The 19,094-nt window shown below is 72.1% G+C and carries 17 protein-coding genes; 11 read left to right on the top strand and 6 right to left on the bottom strand.

Annotated features, from left to right (window positions below; all coding sequences use genetic code 11):
* Positions 1 to 39 precede the first annotated feature (39 nt).
* Positions 40 to 909, top strand: coding sequence for an acyl-CoA thioesterase II (locus QT196_RS34425; protein WP_168482576.1), 870 nt, complete (start codon positions 40 to 42; stop codon positions 907 to 909).
* On the opposite strand, the gene QT196_RS34420 is transcribed toward QT196_RS34425, so the two are convergent.
* Both QT196_RS34420 and QT196_RS34415 read right to left on the bottom strand, forming a co-directional pair.
* Positions 840 to 1,736 carry a DUF6397 family protein gene (locus QT196_RS34420; RefSeq protein WP_248001442.1) on the bottom strand — a complete coding sequence of 299 codons (897 nt, stop codon included), beginning with the start codon at positions 1,734 to 1,736 and terminating at the stop codon, positions 840 to 842. The genes QT196_RS34425 and QT196_RS34420 overlap by 70 nt on opposite strands.
* A 79-nt stretch (positions 1,737 to 1,815) precedes the next feature.
* Positions 1,816 to 2,223, bottom strand: coding sequence for a roadblock/LC7 domain-containing protein (locus QT196_RS34415; protein ID WP_085924956.1), 408 nt, complete (start codon positions 2,221 to 2,223; stop codon positions 1,816 to 1,818).
* 169 nt (positions 2,224 to 2,392) lie between these two features.
* Here QT196_RS34415 and QT196_RS34410 point away from each other — a divergent pair, with 169 nt between their 5' ends.
* Positions 2,393 to 2,821 carry a PPOX class F420-dependent oxidoreductase gene (locus QT196_RS34410; protein WP_266732558.1) on the top strand — a complete coding sequence of 143 codons (429 nt, stop codon included), beginning with the start codon at positions 2,393 to 2,395 and terminating at the stop codon, positions 2,819 to 2,821.
* 51 nt (positions 2,822 to 2,872) lie between these two features.
* On the opposite strand, the gene QT196_RS34405 is transcribed toward QT196_RS34410, so the two are convergent.
* Positions 2,873 to 3,487, bottom strand: a complete 615-nt coding sequence (locus tag QT196_RS34405; protein WP_168482574.1) for an ATP/GTP-binding protein — start codon at positions 3,485 to 3,487, stop codon at positions 2,873 to 2,875.
* Between the two features lie 428 nt (positions 3,488 to 3,915).
* On the opposite strand from QT196_RS34405, the gene QT196_RS34400 reads away from it, so the two are divergent.
* Entirely contained in the window at positions 3,916 to 4,527 is a 612-nt protein-coding gene (locus tag QT196_RS34400) for a class I SAM-dependent methyltransferase (protein WP_168482573.1), read from the top strand.
* Positions 4,528 to 4,551: 24 nt separating this feature from the next.
* Here QT196_RS34400 and QT196_RS34395 read toward each other — a convergent pair whose 3' ends face one another.
* On the bottom strand, positions 4,552 to 5,445 hold the full coding sequence (locus QT196_RS34395; protein ID WP_168482572.1) for an oxygenase MpaB family protein: 894 nt from the start codon (positions 5,443 to 5,445) through the stop codon (positions 4,552 to 4,554).
* A 101-nt stretch (positions 5,446 to 5,546) separates the two neighbouring features.
* Positions 5,547 to 5,993 carry a hypothetical protein gene (locus QT196_RS34390; protein WP_248001441.1) on the bottom strand — a complete coding sequence of 149 codons (447 nt, stop codon included), beginning with the start codon at positions 5,991 to 5,993 and terminating at the stop codon, positions 5,547 to 5,549.
* Positions 5,994 to 6,082: 89 nt separating this feature from the next.
* Between QT196_RS34390 and QT196_RS34385 the strand changes: the two genes are divergently transcribed.
* A complete protein-coding gene (locus QT196_RS34385; RefSeq protein ID WP_290356335.1) occupies positions 6,083 to 6,865 on the top strand; it encodes a hypothetical protein in 783 nt (260 codons plus the stop codon).
* 629 nt (positions 6,866 to 7,494) lie between these two features.
* Here the strand turns inward: QT196_RS34385 and QT196_RS34380 are convergent.
* Entirely contained in the window at positions 7,495 to 7,677 is a 183-nt protein-coding gene (locus QT196_RS34380) for a hypothetical protein (protein WP_042161392.1), read from the bottom strand.
* Between the two features lie 147 nt (positions 7,678 to 7,824).
* On the opposite strand from QT196_RS34380, the gene QT196_RS34375 reads away from it, so the two are divergent.
* From QT196_RS34375 to QT196_RS34345, 7 genes are all read left to right on the top strand, one after another.
* Positions 7,825 to 10,791, top strand: coding sequence for a DEAD/DEAH box helicase (locus QT196_RS34375; RefSeq protein WP_290356333.1), 2,967 nt, complete (start codon positions 7,825 to 7,827; stop codon positions 10,789 to 10,791).
* Positions 10,792 to 10,793: 2 nt separating this feature from the next.
* Positions 10,794 to 12,101 carry an SWF or SNF family helicase gene (locus QT196_RS34370; RefSeq protein ID WP_290356331.1) on the top strand — a complete coding sequence of 436 codons (1,308 nt, stop codon included), beginning with the start codon at positions 10,794 to 10,796 and terminating at the stop codon, positions 12,099 to 12,101.
* 220 nt (positions 12,102 to 12,321) lie between these two features.
* Positions 12,322 to 15,333, top strand: coding sequence for a glycoside hydrolase family 2 TIM barrel-domain containing protein (locus QT196_RS34365; RefSeq protein ID WP_290356330.1), 3,012 nt, complete (start codon positions 12,322 to 12,324; stop codon positions 15,331 to 15,333).
* A 180-nt stretch (positions 15,334 to 15,513) separates the two neighbouring features.
* Positions 15,514 to 16,434, top strand: a complete 921-nt coding sequence (mmuM, locus tag QT196_RS34360; RefSeq protein WP_266732546.1) for a homocysteine S-methyltransferase — start codon at positions 15,514 to 15,516, stop codon at positions 16,432 to 16,434.
* 168 nt (positions 16,435 to 16,602) lie between these two features.
* Positions 16,603 to 17,400 carry a basic amino acid ABC transporter substrate-binding protein gene (locus QT196_RS34355; protein ID WP_290356329.1) on the top strand — a complete coding sequence of 266 codons (798 nt, stop codon included), beginning with the start codon at positions 16,603 to 16,605 and terminating at the stop codon, positions 17,398 to 17,400.
* A gap of 11 nt (positions 17,401 to 17,411) precedes the next feature.
* Positions 17,412 to 18,197, top strand: a complete 786-nt coding sequence (locus tag QT196_RS34350; RefSeq protein ID WP_085924966.1) for an amino acid ABC transporter permease — start codon at positions 17,412 to 17,414, stop codon at positions 18,195 to 18,197.
* The gene (locus tag QT196_RS34345; RefSeq protein ID WP_290356328.1) at positions 18,194 to 19,033 is read left to right on the top strand and encodes an amino acid ABC transporter ATP-binding protein; all 840 of its coding nucleotides are present in this window, start codon (positions 18,194 to 18,196) and stop codon (positions 19,031 to 19,033) included. Before QT196_RS34350 ends, QT196_RS34345 begins: the two co-directional genes overlap by 4 nt.
* Positions 19,034 to 19,094: the final 61 nt, after the last annotated feature.

Raw genomic sequence — 19,094 nt, 5'->3', positions numbered from 1 at the left:
GCCGAAGCCACCGGAGGATGTGACGGAGGGCCGCCGGTCATGACCAATCCTGCCGAGAAGCTGGTCGATCTGCTGGATCTCGAGCAGATCGAGGTGAACATCTTCCGGGGCCGCAGTCCCCAGGAATCGCTACAGCGGGTCTTCGGCGGGCAGGTCGCGGGCCAGGCGTTGGTGGCGGCCGGGCGGACCACGGAAGGGGACCGCCCGGTCCACTCGCTCCATGCGTACTTTCTGCGGCCCGGCCGGCCCGGGGTGCCGATCGTGTACCAGGTCGAGCGGGTCCGGGACGGGCGGTCCTTCACCACCCGACGGGTCGTCGCCGTCCAGCAGGGACGCACGATCTTCAATCTGACCGCCTCCTTTCACAAGCCGGAGCCCGGCTTCGATCATCAGTTGGCGATGCGCCGGGCGGTGCCCGGCCCGGAGGAGCTGCCGACGGTCGCGGACGAGGTCCGCGAGCGTCTGCGCGATCTGCCCGAGGGTCTGGAGCGGATGGCGCGCCGGATGCCGTTCGAGATCCGGTATGTCGACCGGCTTCGCTGGACGCCGGACGAGATCGAGGGTGCGGAAGCGCGCAGCGCGGTGTGGATGCGCGCGGTCGGGCCGCTGGGCGACGATCCGCTCGTCCACACCTGCGCGCTGACCTACGCCAGCGATATGACGCTGCTGGACGCCGTCCGCATCCCGATTGAACCGCTCTGGGGGCCGCGCGGGTTCGATATGGCCTCGCTCGACCACGCGATGTGGTTTCACCGGCCGTTCCGCGCGGACGAGTGGTTCCTCTACGACCAGGAGTCGCCGATCGCCACCGGCGGCCGGGGCCTGGCCCGCGGGCGGATCTACGACCGGGAGGGCAGCCTGTTGGTTTCCGTCGTCCAGGAGGGGTTGTTCAGAAAACTCGGCGGCTGACCGGGGCGGGCGGTGGAGGGCGCGGCGGCGGGTGTCCGCAGGCGGTCCGGGGCTTCCCTGCGGGCCGTTTCGAGCTCTCGGGAGAGGTTGACGCGGTACCACATCACCTCGTCGAAGTCGTCCGCCGTCAGCACCCGCTCGTAGGATTCCCGGGCGGCCGGGGTCACCGTGATCACAGATGCCAGCACGGGCCTGAGCCGGCGCAGCAGGGCCCGCTCCCGCGGGTCCTCGGCCACCGAGGCGAGTTCCTCCGGGGGCAGCACGGCGGCGATCACCGCGGCCGCTTCCCAGGGGTCGTCGGTCTGGCCCATGAGCTGGGCGACCCGTCGGCTGCGCCACTGGCGGGCCCGCCAGTCCTGTCCGCTGTCGAGCATCACCCGCATCGCCGCGGGGGTGTTGCCCCGCATCAGGTCGGGTTCGCGGTCGGCGAAGTCGGAGACCTCGGCCGCGAGATAGAGCCAGACCACCGCGCCGAAGCGGTTCACATAGAACCTGACGGGGCCGAAGCAGCCGGCCCGGGTCAGGCGCAGGACGCGTCCGGGGCCGATGCCCATCAGCGCGGCTGCCTCGTTCGTGCTGACCGTGCGGATCCGTTCGCGGAGCGCGTCCGGGAAGCCGGGCTCGGCCTGGAGGCGGGTGATCTCCTCCGCCGGGACCCGGCGGCGGCCGAGCGATCCGGCGGTGCCCGGCCGGCCGTCGGTCCCGGACGGGACCGTCCGTACCTTTCCGAGCTGGGTGGCGAGTTCGAACTCGCCGTTCCTCAGCTCCAGTTCACGGGCCGCTCGTCCCATCGTGAGCGTCTGCTGCCCGTCGCACATCACTGTCATGTCGCTTCCCCCGCAACTCGGTCGATCACTGACAGTGACGACTGTAGCCGCAGGCGATGACAGCGGGTCAAGCCCCGCCTCAGACCTGTGGATAACTTTCCGGCTGGCGGACCGCGACGCCCAGATGCTCGCCGACACGATTGACCAGCAGCGTCATTTCGTAGGCGACCTGGCCCAAGTCCGCGTCGGCCCCGGCCAGCACGCACAGGCAGCTGCCGTCGCCCGCCGCCGTCACGAACAACAGCCCGTCGTCGAACTCGACCATGGTCTGGCGCACCCGCCCGATGCCGAAGTGGAGCGCCGACCCCTTCGCGAGGCTGTGCAGTCCCGAGGCGACCGCCGCGAGATGCTCGGCGTCGTCGCGCTGGAGTCCTTCGCTCGACCCGGTCACCAGGCCGTCGTTGGAGAGCACCAGCACGTGCCGTACCTTCTCCACCCGTTTGGTCAGGTCGTCCAGCAGCCAGTCGAGTCCGCTGCTCAATGCCATTGCTGCTTCCTCCCCGTGTCTGTGCCCGCACTCGTGGCCGGACCGCGGCCCGTGGTCCGTTCGAAGGCCGTCGTGCCAGCCTGTCCCACCTCGGCCGTCGCGGCAAGCGGCCCCCCGGTCCGGCGTGCCACGGGATACCGGTTCGTGCCGCATGGCCGAGGATGTCGGCATGGCACACAAGATGACGAAGGACGAGTGGCAGAGGTTCCTTTCCGCGGGGACCCGGACCGGCAAGCTGGCGACCGTACGGGACGACGGCGGCCCGCACATCGCGCCGGTGTGGTTCCTCATGGACGGTGACGAGCTGGTGTTCAACACCGGGGAGGAGACGGTCAAGGGCCGCAACCTCGCCCGCGACGGCAGGTTGGCACTGTGCGTCGACGACGACCGGCCACCGTTTGCCTTCGTAGTGGTGCACGGGACGGCGGAGATCAGCAGCGATCTGACGGAGGTCCGTCACTGGGCGGCCCGGATCGCGGCCCGCTACATGGGCGAGGAGCGGGCGGAGGAGTTCGGCGCCCGCAACGGCGTGCCGGGCGAGCTGGTGGTGCGGGTCAGGATCGACAAGGTCATCGCCCTGGCGGCCGTGGCGGACTGAGGGCGCGTGTGGCGCGGCCCGTCCGCGCCGCGCCACGCGCCGCCCCCGCGGTCATCCCACCGAATCCAGCACCCTGTCGGAGTGCCGCCGCCCCGCGTGCTCGACGAGCCGCACCAGCACTTCCTTGCCGGAGTCGCGGTCCCTGGCGTCGCAGAGCACGACGGGGGTGCCGCGGTCCAGGTCCAGCGCGCGGGCCACCTCGTCGGCGCCGTAGGACCGGGACTCCGCAAAGCAGTTGACGGCCACCAGGAACGGGATCGCGCGGCGCTCGAAGTAGTCGACCGCCGGGAAGCAGTCCTGGAGCCGGCGGGTGTCGGCCAGGACGACGGCGCCCAGTGCGCCCTCCGACAGGTCGTCCCACAGGAACCAGAAGCGGTCCTGCCCCGGGGTGCCGAAGAGGTAGAGCGACAGGCCCTGCCGGATGGTGATGCGGCCGAAGTCCATCGCCACGGTGGTGGTGCCCTTGAGATCCACTCCCCCGGTGTCGTCGACCGTCTCTCCCACCTCGCTGAGGCGTTCCTCCGTACGCAGCGGGTGGATCTCACTGACCGAGCCCACCAGTGTTGTCTTGCCCACGCCGAAGCCGCCCGCGACTAAGATCTTCAGGGTCAACTCGGCGTCGAGGCCCGGGGCTGCGCCCTCCGGGGCCCCTTGTGCGGCGTTCATCGGCCGTCTCCTCCAGGATGCAGGGTCCTGCGTGTCACGGGGTGTGCGGATCCATGGCTCGACGGGGGGGAGCCTTCGGCGGCAGAAAGCCGCACGAAATCCATGGCGAGGACCGTACCGCCCGCTGACCGGGATTTTCGCGGAATGGCCAAAGCGGTCACGTCTTCCGATCAAGAAGCCCATCAACCTCCGAATTCGTGATAGTTGAGCCGAGTAGAGGCATCCGTCTCCGGAGTCCGGTACGTCCTCGGCGGCGTTCGCCCGGTGACCGGTCGGGCTGTGCGGGATCATGAGCTCATGAGGCGGCAGCAGGCACCGGAGCGGCGCGGATCATCGTCCGTGACGCGCGTCTCGCCAGGTGCCGTCGAGTCCCACGGCAGCGCCGTCCTGGCCGCCTTCGCCGCCCGTCGCACTCCCGGAGGAGCCCGATGACCGACCACCACGCCGACCGCCCGCAGGAGGTCCGTGCGTTCTTCGCGTCCCGCGCCGCCACCTGGGACACGAAGTTCCCCGACGACGGCCCCGCCTATGCGGCCGGCGTCGCCGAACTGGGCCTCCAGGAAGGCGAACGGGTCCTGGACGCCGGCTGCGGCACGGGACGCGCGCTGCCCGCGCTCCGGGCGGCCGTGGGGCGGCGCGGAACGGTGCTGGGCGCCGATCTCACGCCCGAGATGCTGGAGGCCGCCGTACGGGCCGGGCGCGACCGTGACGCGGCGCTGCTGCTCGCGGACGTGAGCCGGTTGCCGCTGCCCGGCGCCGCGCTGGACGCCGTCTTTGCCGCGGGGCTGCTGTCGCATCTGCCGGACTCGGCGGGCGGCCTCACCGAGCTCGCCAGGACCGTACGCCCCGGTGGCCGGCTGGCTCTCTTCCACCCCATCGGGCGGGCCGCCCTCGCCGCGCGCAAGGGCCGTCCGATCACACCTGACGATCTACGGGCCGAGCCGAATCTGCGGCCCCTCCTCGCCGGCTGCGGCTGGGACCTCATCCGGTACGAGGACGAGGACTCCCGCTATCTGGCGCTGGCGGTCCGCCGGGGCTGACGCCCACGGCGGACGGCAGGTGCCTCAGGCCGCCGGGCCCTCGCCGTGCGGAACCGGGCAGGTGCCGGTGCGGCGGGAGGTGGGGAACGTGCCGAGCTCGGCCACCCGGAAGCCGTTCGGATAGCCCTTGATCTCGGGGTTCTGGCGGGCGTAGTGCGGGGTGCGGCGGGGCGGCAGCAGCCGTACGGCCTTGGCGCGCAGCTTCAGGGCGGTGCGTACCGCTTTCTGGACCGCCGGCTTGGGCCGCTCGTACCGGAAGGCGTCCAGCAGCGAGTCGTCCAGGAGGGCCATGCTGGCACCGCGCACCACCGGGGCGAGCGGGCCGTACCACCCGGCCATCAGGTCCAAGGTCGCGTCCGAGACCCGCCGCGCGCCCTCGTCCCAGCCGAAGTGCGCCTCCTCGTAGGCGTCGAGGCACTGCTCGAAGTCCTCGTAGGTCTGCGGGAGTTCGGTGATGCCCATGTGGCGGCCGAGGGTGCGGTAGTAGGTGGCCACGGCATGCTGCTCGTGTGCGGTCAGCCGCCGCCAGCCGTACTCGTCGAGCCAGCGCTTGGGCACCACCACGAAGGTGCACAGGACATAGCGCATGTCCTCGTTGCTGATGTCATAGCTACGGTGCATCTGGTTGATGCGCCGGATCGCCGTCCGGCCGTCCTCACCGTCGAAGCCGTGCTCGACGACGGCGTCCAGGAGGAGGGCGGTGTCGTCATAGCGCTTCTGGGTACGGTCCGTCAGCTCCGCGGTCTCGGCGAGCAGTCGGCCGATGCTCGGCACGGCATAGGTGCGGTAGAGCGCCAGCTCCAGGGCCCGGGTGACGTCCCAGGGGAATTCATGGGTCGCGATGATGCGGTAGATCCGCAAAAAGTCGCGCTCCGGGTCGAGTCGCCGGATCTCCCTCAACCAGTCGTAGCGCCGCACCTGACAACCGTCCCTTCGTTCGCCGAAGCGCCAATTTTACGGGCCTGGGCGGCACTTGAACGGCGTGGCGGGTGCCAGATCGCGCCTCGCGGTGGCCGGAATCAGCCGCGCCAGGCGGTGTCCCGTGAGCGCTTCGGCACACCGGCCCGCCGCCGGGAGCTGCGGGTGCCGCGTCCCGGGGTACGGGCGTCGGCACCGTAGCGGTCGGTGAGTGTGGCATCCACTACGGCCAGCGCCGTCTTCACCGGCATACCGGTGCGGCCGGCGAGCGCCAGCCGCTCCTGGACCTCGCGTGGTGTGCCCGGGCGGTAGCCCGGTCCCGTACCGCAGCACCCGCCATGGAACGTCAGCCCCGCGCGCAGCACCGCCTCCAGCGCGCGCCACCCGGCCGTGTCGCGGCGCTTGGGCACCGCCAGGTCCGCGCCCGCGTTGATCAGCTCACCACGGCACTGTGGGCATCGGCCCGGCCCCCGCGCGTCCGGCGTCTTCTTCCACGCGGCCCGGCATACCAGGCACACGAAGTGCATCCGGCGGCTGTAAAAACACATCCGCGCAGCGTATGGCTGGTGACAAGCCCATACCAAGCGAATTAGGGTGCGCCGACGTACTCCGCAATGGACCCGATGGGGAGGCCCGCGTGCCCACGACCGAGAGCGCCGACAACGATCAGTTGTTCGTGCTGACGGCGGTGCTGCTGACGCCCGCGCAGTTCCCGAGCGTGCTCGGCGACGACTACCCCGAAGTGTGCGCGGGCCTCGGGCTCGAACCGTACGCGGAGGGCTACGGGCTGGTCCTCGGTCAGGACGGTGACGGCGGGCGCTGGACCGTGGTGACCGAGGATGTGTCACTCGTCGCCTGCGCCATCGCGGCCTGGGACTGCGGCATGGAGTACGACCTCTCGCCCGGCGAGAGCAGCATCGTCGGGGCGCTGCCCGGCTGGCCGCTCGCGCTCGCCGTGGCGGCACCCGGTGTGCCGCAGCCGCACGATCCCGAGCCGCAGGAGGGCGATCCGGCGCCGCTCACCCCTCCGGACGCGGAGGAGTGGGGGCCGGCGCAGCGGCGGCTCGGCGCCGACGAGATCGCCATGCAGTGGGCGGCGTGGCGCGAGCAGGTGGAGGGCGACGTCAGCTTTGCGGAGCCGGGGGATGAGGCGCACGAGGGGGTGCGGCGGGTGCTGAAGGAGGCTCGCGGCTATGTGAACGAGCCGCCGCCGCCCGGGCGGGTGCGGTCGTCGTTCGCGGCGGGGGAGGCGCGGACGCTGCGGGTGGATGGGCCTGGGTGGAGCATGGTTGCCCGTACCGATGACATTGCGTTCGTGCTGCTGGATGACGAACCGGGGGAGGTGCATCCGGTGGGTCGGGGGCCTGAGCTGCCGGGGTTGTTGGCGGCGCTTGAGGAGTTGGCGGAGCGGCCCGTCTGAAAAGTCGGTGCCCTCCGCTTGGGGCGATGTTTGGGTGCGGGTGTGGGTGCGGGTTTCGTTGTGGCTGGGCGCGCAGTTCCTCGCGCCCCTGTGGGGGTGGCCGTGGCGTTTTTGCTGCGGCTGCGTATGGGCTGGCGCCGTTGCGGGATACGTGGTTGCCGCGGGGGCCGGAGGGGACGCACCGGGGCCCTCCCCCAGCCTCCGGCCGGGAGGTGCCCCCACGGCGCGGGCGACGCGGCTACGTGCGATTGAGCACCCCGGTGTTTGCTCCGGTCCTGCGGGCGGGCCCCGGTACATCCCCTCCGACCGTCCCCCGTTGCCGACTGCCGGACGGTGACACCGCGCCTTACGGCCCAGCTCGGCCCGCGCCCAAGCTGCGGGGGCGGACCAGATGCCTGCCAAGAGGTCCCGCTGCCTTGCCGTAGCGGTCATCCGTACGGCGGGACAGCCGCGTACGCACGGTGGTCGGAGGGGATGCCCGGTGCCCCGCCCGCAGGACTGGAGCAAACGCCGGGGTGCCTTACCTCTGGGACCCGCGTCGCCCGCGCCGAGGACGGGGTACCGGGCGTCCCCTCCGACCCGCCACCCACCAGCCGAAGGCGAACCGGCGGCCAGCCACCGGCAACCCGTCAGCGGCCGAGTTGTTTGCGGCTTACGCGGCGTAGGCGGCGGCGTTGGGAGGAGTCGAGGGTCAGATACGCGACGGCCGGGATTCCGACCATGACCAAGAGGGCCGCCCAGAAGGGCAGCAGCCATAGCAGGATCACTCCTACCGCTACGCCGCCGACCGCGACCTTCGCTTGAGTGGACATCTTCACGCCCCTTCCGCGGCGCATGCCGCGCTCTGTGTACTCCATTGAACGCCGATTTCGCGTCGCAGGTTCCTTCCGGGGGCACGTCGTCCTGTACTCTCGGGCGCTCCAGATGTGACTAGTCAAACTTGAGGAGCCCGGAAGCCCGTGACATCCCTCCCCGCGGTCACTCCCGCTCAGCTCTCCGCACTCGCGCAGTGCGCAGCGGTTTTTCTGCCGTCGGATCCGCCGCGGGCCGGGCGGATCGCGTTCTGGCGGCCTGATGGTGAAGCCATGGGGGACGCGTCGCTGGGCGTTGCGCTGCCGGATGACGACGGCGGGGTTTCCTTGTGCGAGGTCCCGGCGCTGGTGCTGACGGTGGCCGAGGCGGTGCCGGTGCTCACCCGTGCGCGGGCCGGCGGGGACGCCCATCCGGCTGCCGCCTTCTGGGGAGCCGCGACCGTATTGGCGCTCCAGCTCGCGGCCCGTGGGCGGATACTGCCGGGGGTCAGTCCGGCCGGGTACGACGCCTGGCGGCTGGGGCCGCTCGATCCGGCGGATCTGGCGCGGCTGCGTGATCTCGCCGCCGCGATGCCGCCGTACGCGCACGCGAGCCCGCTCCCGGACACCGACCCGTTGGAGCTGCCGGATCCCGAACGGCATGTACGGGCCTTCCTCGACGCGGTGGCGGACGGACTGCCGCGCTCCCCCGGCGCCGCGCTGGCCACCGGGGCGCCGGACTTCGCGGTGACCGCGCCGCAGCACATCCCCGAACAGCGCGCCTGGGCCGCGGAGGTCGCTGCGGGGCATGACGCGGGCGTACGGATCTCACTGCGGGTGGAGGTGCGGGGCGGGGAGCAGGGCGGCAAGGTGGGTGCGCGCCCGGACAGGCTGCGTGGCGGTTTGGCTGGGGAGGGCGAGGGGGCTCCAGACGGGGCGCCCTTCACGTTTGCCGCCGTGGTTCAGTTGCACAGTCTCAGTGATCCGGCGCTGGTCGCGGATGCCTCGGAGGTGTGGGCGGGGGCCTCGGCGGCCGGGCAGGCGTTCGGGGCGGGGGCGCGGATGGACACGCTGCTGACGTTGCGGCGGGCGGCGGCCGCCTGGGCGCCGCTCACGCCGTTGCTGTCCGCGGCGGTGCCCGAGGCGCTGGAGCTCGCCGATGAGGAGATCGCGGAGCTGCTCGGGCCGCCCGCCGGTGCGCTGGCCGCCGCGGGGGTGGCGGTGCACTGGCCGAAGGAGCTGGCGCGCACGCTGACCGCCCGTGCCGTGGTGGGGCCGCCCGGTGGGGGCGACGGTGACGGGGACGAGGGACGGGGCTCGGGGCTGCCTTCGTTGTTGTCGGCGGATGCGCTGTTGTCGTTCAGCTGGCGGTTCGCGGTGGGGGACCAGGAGGTCGACAAGGCGGAGCTGGACCGGCTTGCCGAGGCGGGGCGGCCGCTGGTGCGGCTGCACGGTCAGTGGGTGCTGATCGATCCGGCGGCAGTGCGGGCCGCCCGGGACCGGCAGGAACGGAAGGTCACCCCGCTCGACGCGCTCGGCGCCGCGCTCACCGGCAGTGCCGAGGACGGGGACGGGGGACGGGTGGCGGTGGCGGCCTCCGGCTGGCTGGCCCGGCTGCGTGACCGGATCGCCGAACCGGAGGGCGACGCCGCGCCCGTCCGGCAGCCGGCGGAGCTCACCGCGACGCTGCGCGACTACCAGTTGCGCGGGCTCGGCTGGCTGCACCGGATGACCTCGCTGGGGCTGGGCGCCTGTCTCGCCGACGACATGGGGCTGGGAAAAACGGTCACGCTCATCTCCCTGCATCTGCACCGGCAGACCGCTCCCGAGTCGGCCGGCCCCACTCTTGTCGTCTGTCCCACCTCCCTCATGGGCAACTGGCAGCGGGAGATCGAGAAGTTCGCGCCGGGCACACCGGTACGCCGTTTCCATGCCGGGCGGCGCAGTCTTGCGGACCTGGCGGACGGTGAGTTCGTGCTGACCACGTACGGGACGATGCGGCTCGATGCCGGGAAGCTGGCGGAGGTGGGCTGGGGGCTGGTCGTCGCCGATGAGGCCCAGCACATCAAGAACCCGTTCTCCGCGACCGCCAAGGCGCTGCGGACCGTGCCCGCCAAGGCCCGGGTGGCGCTGACCGGTACCCCGGTGGAGAACAATCTGTCGGAGCTGTGGGCGATCCTGGACTGGACGACGCCGGGACTGCTGGGGCCGCTGGGGCGGTTCCGTACGCACTATGCGCGGGCCATCGAGGGCGGTGCGGCGGCGTCCCCGGAGGCGGTGGCGGCGGCCGAGCGGCTGGCCCGGCTGGTGCGGCCGTTCCTGCTGCGCCGCCGTAAGTCCGACCCGGGGATCGCGCCGGAGCTGCCGCCCAAGACGGAGACCGACCGTGCGGTGGCGCTGACCAAGGAGCAGGCCGGGCTGTACGAGGCCGTGGTGCGCGAGGGGCTCGACGAGATCGCCGGGACCGACGGGTTCGCCCGCCGCGGGCTGGTGGTCAAGCTGCTCACCTCGCTCAAGCAGATCTGCAACCACCCCGCGCAGTACTTGAAGGAGAGCGGCCCGGCCGCGGACGGCCGTACGGCGGAAGCGGTGCGGATCGCGGGGCGTTCGGGAAAGGTCGAGCTGCTGGACGAGTTGCTGGACAGCATCCTCGCCGAGGGCGCGAGCGTGCTGGTGTTCACCCAGTACGTGCGGATGGCGCGGCTGCTGGAGGGGCATCTGGCGGCGCGGGGGGTGCCCACGCAGTTGTTGCACGGCGGGACGCCGGTGGCCCGCCGGGAGGAGATGGTGCGGCGCTTCCAGGAGGGGGCGGCGCCGGTGTTCCTGCTGTCGTTGAAGGCGGCGGGTACCGGTCTCAACCTCACCAGGGCGGCGCATGTCGTGCACTTCGACCGCTGGTGGAATCCGGCCGTCGAGGCGCAGGCCACCGACCGCGCGTACCGCATCGGGCAGACCCAGCCGGTGCAGGTCCACCGGATCATCACGGAGGGCACGATCGAGGACCGGATCGCCGACATGCTCGCCCGTAAGCAGCAGTTGGCCGATGCGGTGCTGGGGTCCGGCGAGGCCGCGCTGACCGAACTCACCGACGCCGAGCTGGCGGATCTGGTCGCCCTGCGGGGGAACGAGGGATGAATATGCCGGGAGTTGAGGGACGGATGTATCTGGACGAGGGGGCTTCCGCCGCCGTGGAGCGGACGTTCGAGGCGTTGCCCGCGGCGCCCGGGCGGGCCTTTGCCCGGAGCTGGTGGGGGCAGGCGTGGCTCAAGGCGCTGGAGGACACCGCGCTGGACAGCGCGCAGGTGAAGCTGGGGCGGCGGCATGCGCGGGCCGGTGCGGTCGGTGCGGTGTCGGTGCGTCCCGGCCGGATCACCGCGGTGGTGCAGGACCGGGACCATACGTGGCACCGGTCCGATGTCCTGCTCCAGCAGTTGAGCGCGGCGGACTGGGACCGCTTCCTGGACCTGGTCGCGGACCGGGCCGGGCACATCGCGGCGCTGCTGGACCGGGACATGCCGCCGGTGCTCGTCGAGGACGCCGCCGCGGCCGGTATCGAACTCCTGCCGGGCATCGGCGACCTGGAGTCGGAGTGCAGCTGTGGGGCATGGGACCACTGCGCGCATTCGACCGCGCTGTGCTACCAGTTGGCGCGGCTGCTGGACCAGGACCCGTTCGTACTGCTGCTGTTGCGCGGCCGGGGTGAGCGGGAGCTGCTGGACGAGTTGCAGGCGCGCAGCGTGTCGCGGGCGGAGGGCCCGGCGGGCGCGGGCGCGGCGGAGCCTTCCGGTGCGGGGGTGCCGGCGGTCGAGGCGTACGCGGCGCGCGACATCCTGCCGCCGCTGCCCGCGCCCCCGCCGCCGGTCGCCGCACCGGGCGCCCCGCCGGTGCTCGGTGGCGGCACCCCGCCCGCGCCCGGAATGGACGTGGCCGCGCTGGAGTTCCTGATCGGGGCCGCGGCGGCCCGCGCCCAGCGGCTGCTGGCGGATGCGCTGTCCCTGCGGCATCCGGACGGTCCGCCGCCGCCCGTCCTGACGCCTGCCCAGGATGCGGTGCGGCTGGCGGCCGCGCTACCCGGGGCGGCCATATCGGCGCGGCTGGCGGCCGGTTCGGGGCGTGATGCGCGGGGTCTGGCGTCGGCCGTACGGGCCTGGGAGCTGGGCGGCGCGGCGGGGCTGGCGGTCCTGGAGGAGGACTGGACGCCGGAGCCCGAGGCGCTGGCGCGGGCCACCAGCCGGCTGGCGGCCGCGTGGGAGGACGAGGAAACCCGGCCGCGGCTGCGGGTCACCCGTAACCGCTGGACGGTGGTAGGCGGGGCGGCCCAGTTGCGCTACGGGCGGGACGGCCGTTGGTGGCCGTACCGCCGGGAGGGCGGCCAGTGGGTGCCCGCGGGCCCGGCCACGGACGATCCGGCGGGCGCGTTGGCGGGGTTGTCGGCGGAGGGGTGAGAGGGGATGAGGAGGGGTGAGGGGGAACGGGGTGCGGTGAGTCGGCCGTCGGCCCTGGGCGGCCTCGCGGGCGGGTTATGGCGGGTCGACCGCTGAGCCTGAGCCGGGCGACCCGGCGGCCCCCACCCCAATCCCCCCAACCGCCTGCGCCCGGCCCCCGCTCGTGCTTCGCTGAACCGATCCCCCACCGCCAGGCACGCCGCCCGCAGCAGGAGGACCAGTGACCGGCACTTCGCCGCACGCGCCGCATTCCACGTCATCCGCACCGCCCCGCCCCGGCCGCCCGCCGTACTACGAGGACCGCTCGCCGGGAAGTGGGGTCCTGCCGCCCCGTGCCTGGTACGCGGGCTCGGATGCCGCCCGGTTCTCGCTGCACGGCGCCTGGCGGTTCCGGCTGTCGGCGCGTGCCGGTGCGGAGGACGACTCGTTCGCCCGGCCGGACTTCGATGACGCGCAGTGGCAGGAGCTGCGGGTGCCCGGCCACTGGCCGCTTCAGGGGCGCTTCGCCGACGAGGGCTCGTACGGGGGCGGCGAGCGGCCGCAGCTCGGCGGGGCGCCCGTGTACACCAACACCGCCTATCCCTTCCCGGTCGATCCGCCGCGGGTGCCGGACGAGAACCCGACGGGCGATCACCGGCGCCGCTTCGATCTGCCCGAGGGGTGGGGCGACGGGCCGGCGGTGCTGCACTTCGGCGGGGTGGAATCCTGTGCCCGGGTCTGGCTCAACGGGGCGGAGCTGGGGCACTTCAAGGGCAGCCGGCTGCCCCACGAGTTCGAGGTCGGGCAGCTGCTGCGGCCACGCGGCAATGTGCTGGCGGTGCGGGTCCACCAGTGGTCGTCGGGCAGTTATCTGGAGGACCAGGACCAGTGGTGGCTCCCCGGCATCTTCCGGGACGTCTCGCTCCATCGCCGTCCGGAGGGCTCGGTCGTCGACCACTTCGTGCACGCCGGATTCGATCACGTCACGGGGTGCGGCACGTTGCGGGTGGAGTGCGAACCGGCCGGCCGGGTGTCCGTTCCCGCGCTCGGTCTCGATCTGACGACCGGGGAGAGCGTCACGGTGCCGGTGCGTCCCTGGACGGCCGAGGAACCGCACCTCTACGACGGGGAGCTGGTCACCCCGGGCGAGCGGATCCCGCTGCGGATCGGCTTCCGTACGGTCCGCGTCGAGGGCGGGCTGCTGACGGTCAACGGCCGGCGGATCCTGCTGCGCGGCGTCAACCGGCATGAGTTCCACCCGCGTTCGGGACGGACGCTCGGCCCGGAGACGATGCGCCGTGATCTGCTGCTGATGAAGCAGCACAACATCAACGCGGTGCGCACCAGCCACTATCCGCCGCACCCCGCCTTCCTGGATCTGTGCGACGAGTTGGGCCTGTGGGTGGTCGACGAGTGCGATCTGGAGACGCACGGTTTTGCCCAGCAGGGCCGGCGGGACAATCCGGTCGATGACGCGCGCTGGGAGCCGGCGCTGCTCGACCGGGCCCGGCGGATGGTCGAGCGGGACAAGAACCACCCCAGCATCGTGCTGTGGTCGCTGGGGAACGAGTGCGGTACGGGGCGGGGGCTGTCCGCGATGGCCGCCTGGATGCGCGAGCGCGATCCGTCCCGCCCGCTGCACTACGAGGGCGACCCCAGCTGCGCCGACACCGATGTCTACTCCCGGATGTACGCCGACCATGCCGAGGTGGAGCGCATCGGGCGGCGCGCGGAGGCACCGCTGCCCGACCCGGAGCTGGATGCCCGGCGGCGGGCGCTCCCGTTCCTGTTGTGTGAGTACGCGCATGCGATGGGCAACGGGCCCGGCGGACTGAGCGAGTACCAGCGGCTGTTCGAGCGCCATGAGCGCTGCCAGGGCGGTTTCGTCTGGGAGTGGATCGATCACGGGCTGCGGCAGCAGACGGCCGACGGTGAGGTCTTTTACGCCTATGGCGGTGACTTCGGCGAGGAACTGCACGACGGGAACTTCGTCTGCGACGGGCTGGTCCTGCCGAATCGGGTGCCCTCCCCCGGCCTGCTGGAGTTCAAGAAGGTCATCGAGCCGGTGCGGATCGAGGCCGTGCACGACGACGGCGCGGCGGGCGCGGTCCGGATCACCAATCGGTATGACTTCGCCAGCCTCGACCCTCTCGTATTCCGCTATGTCCACGAGGTGGGCGGCGAGCGGCGCGGGCACGGCCGGCTGACGGTGCCGCCGTTGGCGCCCGGTGCGTCGGCCGTGGTGGAGCTGCCGCCGGCGCCGTGCGTACCGGGCGACGAGGGAGAGGCGATCTGGACGGTCCAGGCCGTATTGGAGCAGGACACCGCATGGGCGCCCGCGGGGCACGAGGTCGCCTGGGCCCAGCTCCCGGCCGCGCCGCGCCCCGCCGCCACTCCCCCGGCGGCCACCGCGACCCCGCGCCGCGGCGAGGGCAATGTGATCGTCCTCGGTCCGGGGACCTTCGACGCCACCACGGGGACCTTGGATTATCTGGGCGGCGTACGGCTCGGCGGGCCCCGGCTGGACGTGTGGCGGGCGCCGACCGACAACGACGAGGCCGCGCCCTGGCAGCCGGAACCACGGCCGGCCACCGAGTGGCGGCGGCTCGGTCTGCACCGGATGCGGCACCGCGTCGATGCCGTCGAGACCGGCCCGGACTCCTTGACGGTGCGCACCCGGGTCGCCCCGGCCGGGACGCCAATGGCTCTGCGCACCGTCTACCGCTGGACGGCACAACCCGACCTGCTGCGGCTGGAGTTGAGCGTCGACCCGGAGGGCGACTGGCCGGTGCCGCTGCCGCGGCTGGGGGTGCGGATGCGGGTGTGCGGCAGTCTGGGGCTCGCCACGTGGTTCGGCGGCGGGCCCGGCGAGGGCTATCCGGACACCCGGGCCGCCGCCCGGGTCGGCCGCTGGTCGATGCCGGTGGACGCGCTCCAGACGCCGTATGTCCGGCCGCAGGAGAACGGGGCGCGGCCCGGGGTGCGCTGGGCGGAGCTGACGCGTACGGACGGCTCGGGGCTGCGGATCGCGGGTGACCCGGACTTCTTCTTCGCCGCCCGCCGGTGGCCGGCCGAGGAGCTGACCGCGGCCCGCCACACCACGGATCTGCGGCCGGGCGAGGATCTGTGGGTCCATCTCGACCATGCGCAGCACGGCATCGGCAGCCAGTCCTGCGGGCCGGGGGTGCTGCCGCAGCACCGGCTGGAGGTGGCTCCGGCGCGCTTCTCGTTCGTGTTCTCGTTGCTGGGCTGAGTCGCGGGCCGCGCTGTGAGCCAGCCGCGCTGTCCCGGTCGGCGCACACCCAGCGCGAAGGCGTCGGCCGGGGGCGCGTGCGCGAAGGCGCCTCCCAGGGCCGTGCGCACCGCCCGGCACTACGATCTTGAGTGAGGCGTGGGGACCCGCGCCTCCCGCAGCACCGAGAGGCTCCGCACCATGGTCAGCACGTTCCCGCCGCTCGCCGACGCCCTCGCCGCGGGGCCGGTCGTCCTCGACGGCGGGCTGTCGAATCAGCTGGAGGCCGCCGGGCACGACCTGAGCGACGCCCTGTGGTCGGCGCGGCTGCTGGCCGAGGAGCCGGAGGCGGTCATGCGGGCGCATCTGGCGTACTACGAGGCCGGGGCGCAGGTCGCGATCACCGCCAGCTACCAGGCGACGTTCGAGGGGTTCGCGCGGCGCGGCATCGGTGCGGAGCAGGCGGCGGAGCTGCTGGCCCGGAGTGTGGAGCTGGCCCGTGAGGCGGCCGGGCAGGCCGTGGCCTCAGGGGTCACCGGACCGCTGTATGTGGCCGCCTCGGCGGGCCCGTACGGCGCGATGCTGGCCGACGGCTCCGAATACCGCGGCCGCTACGGGCTGTCGGTGGCGGAGCTGGAGCGGTTCCACCGGCCGCGGCTGGAGGTGCTGGCGGCGGCCCGGCCCGATGTGCTGGCGCTGGAGACGGTGCCGGACGCCGAGGAGGCCCGGGCGCTGCTGCGGGCGGTGCGCGGGCTGGGGGTCCCGGCCTATCTGTCGTACAGCGTCGCCGGGGACCGTACCCGGGCCGGGCAGCCGCTGGCGGAGGCGTTCGCGGTGGCGGCGGAGGCCGATGAGGTGATCGCGGTGGGGGTGAACTGCTGCGCGCCGGACGATGCGGACCGGGCGGTGCGGCTGGCGGCGCAGGTCACCGGCAAGCCGGTGGTGGTCTATCCCAACAGCGGGGAGCGGTGGGACGCGGCGGCGCGGGCGTGGTGCGGCAGCCCGGAGTTCAGCGCGGACCGGGTCGCGGCCTGGGCCGCGGACGGTGCCCGGCTCATCGGGGGCTGCTGCCGGGTGGGGCCGGGGGCGATCGCGGAGCTGGCGGCCGGGCTCGGCCGCTGACGGGCGCCCCGGGAGCGGGACCGGCGGCGCGCGCGGCACCGGACGCGGGCCGAAGGCGTTACACAGACGCAACCGACGGGGCAGGGACAGAGCCCCGGGCCGGTGGCAGGATGCAGCCACATCGCAGCATGCACCGCTTGGATGATCTGTATCCGCTCTGGAGGACCAGTGTCCGCTCGCTCCGCGTTGCCTGTCATAGCCGTTGCCACGGCCGTCATCGTCCTGGCGGGGTGCAGCAGCACCAAGTCCGACGGGAAGAAGGGGTCCGGCGGCCTGGAACTGGTCTCCTCCGGGACCCTGAAGACCTGCACCCACCTGCCGTACGCACCGTTCCAGGTGAAGAAGGACGGCAAGGTCGTCGGGTTCGATGTGGACCTGGTGGATCTGGTCGCCAAGGATCTCGGCGTCAAGCAGGAGATCGTCAACACGCCCTTCGAAGGCATTGAGACCGGCCAGGACTTCACCATCCGCAAATGCGATCTGGCCGCCGCCGGCATGACGATCACGGCCGCGCGCGACAAGGTCATGGATTTCTCCGACCCCTATTTCAATGCCACCCAGGCCCTGCTGACGAAGAAGGGCAAGCCCGCCAAGAAGGTCGAGGACCTCAAGGGCAAGAAGCTCGGCTATCAGAAGGCCACCACCGGCGGGATCTACGCCAAGGACCACGGCAAGGGCGTCGAACTGGTGGAGTTCGAGGATCTCGGGCTGCTGCTGACTGCGGTGAAGTCCGGCCAGGTCGATGCCGGCATCAATGACAACGGCGTGCTCTTCGACTATGTGAAGCAGAACCCGGACACCAAGGTCACCGCGGAATTCAACACGGGTGAGCACTACGGCATCGGCGTCCGCACCGGCAATGACGCGCTGCGCAAGAAGATCAACGCGGTGCTGAAAAAGGCGAAATCCGACGGGAGTTACGACCGGATCTACAAGAAGTGGTTCGGCACCACCCCGCAGAGCTGAGGCCGCCTGTCATGCCTGTTTCCAAAAGACAGCGCGCGCGGATCACCCGCGGCGTGCAATACGGCGTGCTGGTCGCCGCCGTGGTGGTCTTCGCGCTGATCGCCGACTGGCACCAGCTGCGGATGGCGTTCTTCGATGTCGAGGTCGCGAAGGCGCTCTTCCCGGAGATCATCACCACGGCGCTGGTGAACACCGTCCTCTACACCCTGCTCGGATTCGGTTTCGGTCTGGCGCTGGGGCTGGTGCTGGCGCTGATGCGACTCTCGTCGGTGCCGCCCTACCGCTGGATCGCGGTCACCTATATCGAGTTCTTCCGCGGCATTCCCTGTCTGCTGGTGTTCATCGCGCTCGGCTTCGGTGTGCCGCTGGCCTTCGAGGTCGCGCTCGATATGAACGTGACCGTGATGCTGTCGCTCGGGCTGGTGGGTGCGGCCTATATGGCGGAGACCATCCGGGCCGGTATTCAGGCCGTCCCCAAGGGGCAGACGGAGGCGGCGCGTTCCCTGGGAATGTCGCAGGGTCGGGCGATGGCCTCGATCGTCATTCCGCAGGCGTTCCGTATCGTGCTGCCGCCGCTGACCAATGAGCTGATCCTGCTGACGAAGGACTCGTCGCTGGTGTATCTGCTGGGTCTTTCCCTCACCCAGTTCGAGCTGGCCAACTTCGGCCGGGACGCGCTCAATGAGCACAAGAGCCTGACCCCGATCCTGATCGCCGGGCTGCTCTATCTCGTGATCACCCTCCCCCTCGGCCAGCTGGTCCGTCGGCTGGAGGCCCGTACGGCGAAGGCCAGGTGAACGGCGTGACGACCGAGCAGGCGGCACCGGAGACGGTGGACGCGCAGGCCATCGACGTACAGGGGCTGCGCAAGGCCTTCGGGGAACTGGAGGTGCTGCGCGGGATCGACTTCTCGGTGGCGCGCGGTGAGGTGGTGTGTGTCATCGGGCCCTCGGGGTCCGGGAAATCGACCCTGCTGCGCTGTGTGAATCTGCTGGAGGAGCCGAGCGCGGGCCGGGTGGTGGTGGCCGGCACCGAGGTCACCGACCCGGATGTGGACATCGACCGGGTCCGCCGGCGGATCGGGATGGTCTTCCAGTCCTTCAACCTCTTTCCGCATCTGACCGTGCTGGAGAATCTCACGATCTCCCAGCGGCGGGTGCTGCGCCGCGACCGCACGGAGGCGGAGCGGGTCGCCCGCGCCAACCTCGAACGGGTCGGACTGAGCGACAAGGCGGCCGCCTATCCGGCGCAGCTGTCGGGCGGGCAGCAGCAGCGGGTGGCCATCGCCCGTGCGCTGTCGATGGACCCGGAGCTGATGCTCTTCGACGAGCCGACCTCGGCGCTGGACCCGGAGCTGGTCGGCGATGTGCTGGCGGTGATGCGGGGGCTGGCGCAGGAGGGGATGACGATGCTCGTGGTCACCCATGAGATGAGCTTCGCCCGGGAGGTCGCCGACCGGGTGGTGTTCATGGACGGCGGCGTGATCGTCGAGCAGGGCACCCCGGAGCAGGTGGTGGGAGCCCCGCAGCACGAGCGGACCAGGACGTTTCTGGCGCGGGTGCTGGATCCGGCGGCCGCCGAGGTCGGCGAGGTCGCGGATACGGGAGCGGCGGGCAAGCGGGTGGACCGCTGAGTACGGGCTGAGCCACCAGGCACCGGGCTGCCGCGGTGCGCGCGCCGACGGGGCGGGGGCG

Origin of the sequence: Streptomyces sp. P9-2B-2 (assembly GCF_030406865.1) — a bacterium.
Classification (GTDB): Bacteria; Actinomycetota; Actinomycetes; order Streptomycetales; family Streptomycetaceae; genus Streptomyces; species Streptomyces platensis.
The sequence above is the reverse complement of the archived record's forward strand: the minus strand, read 5'-3'. Positions and strand labels throughout refer to the sequence as shown.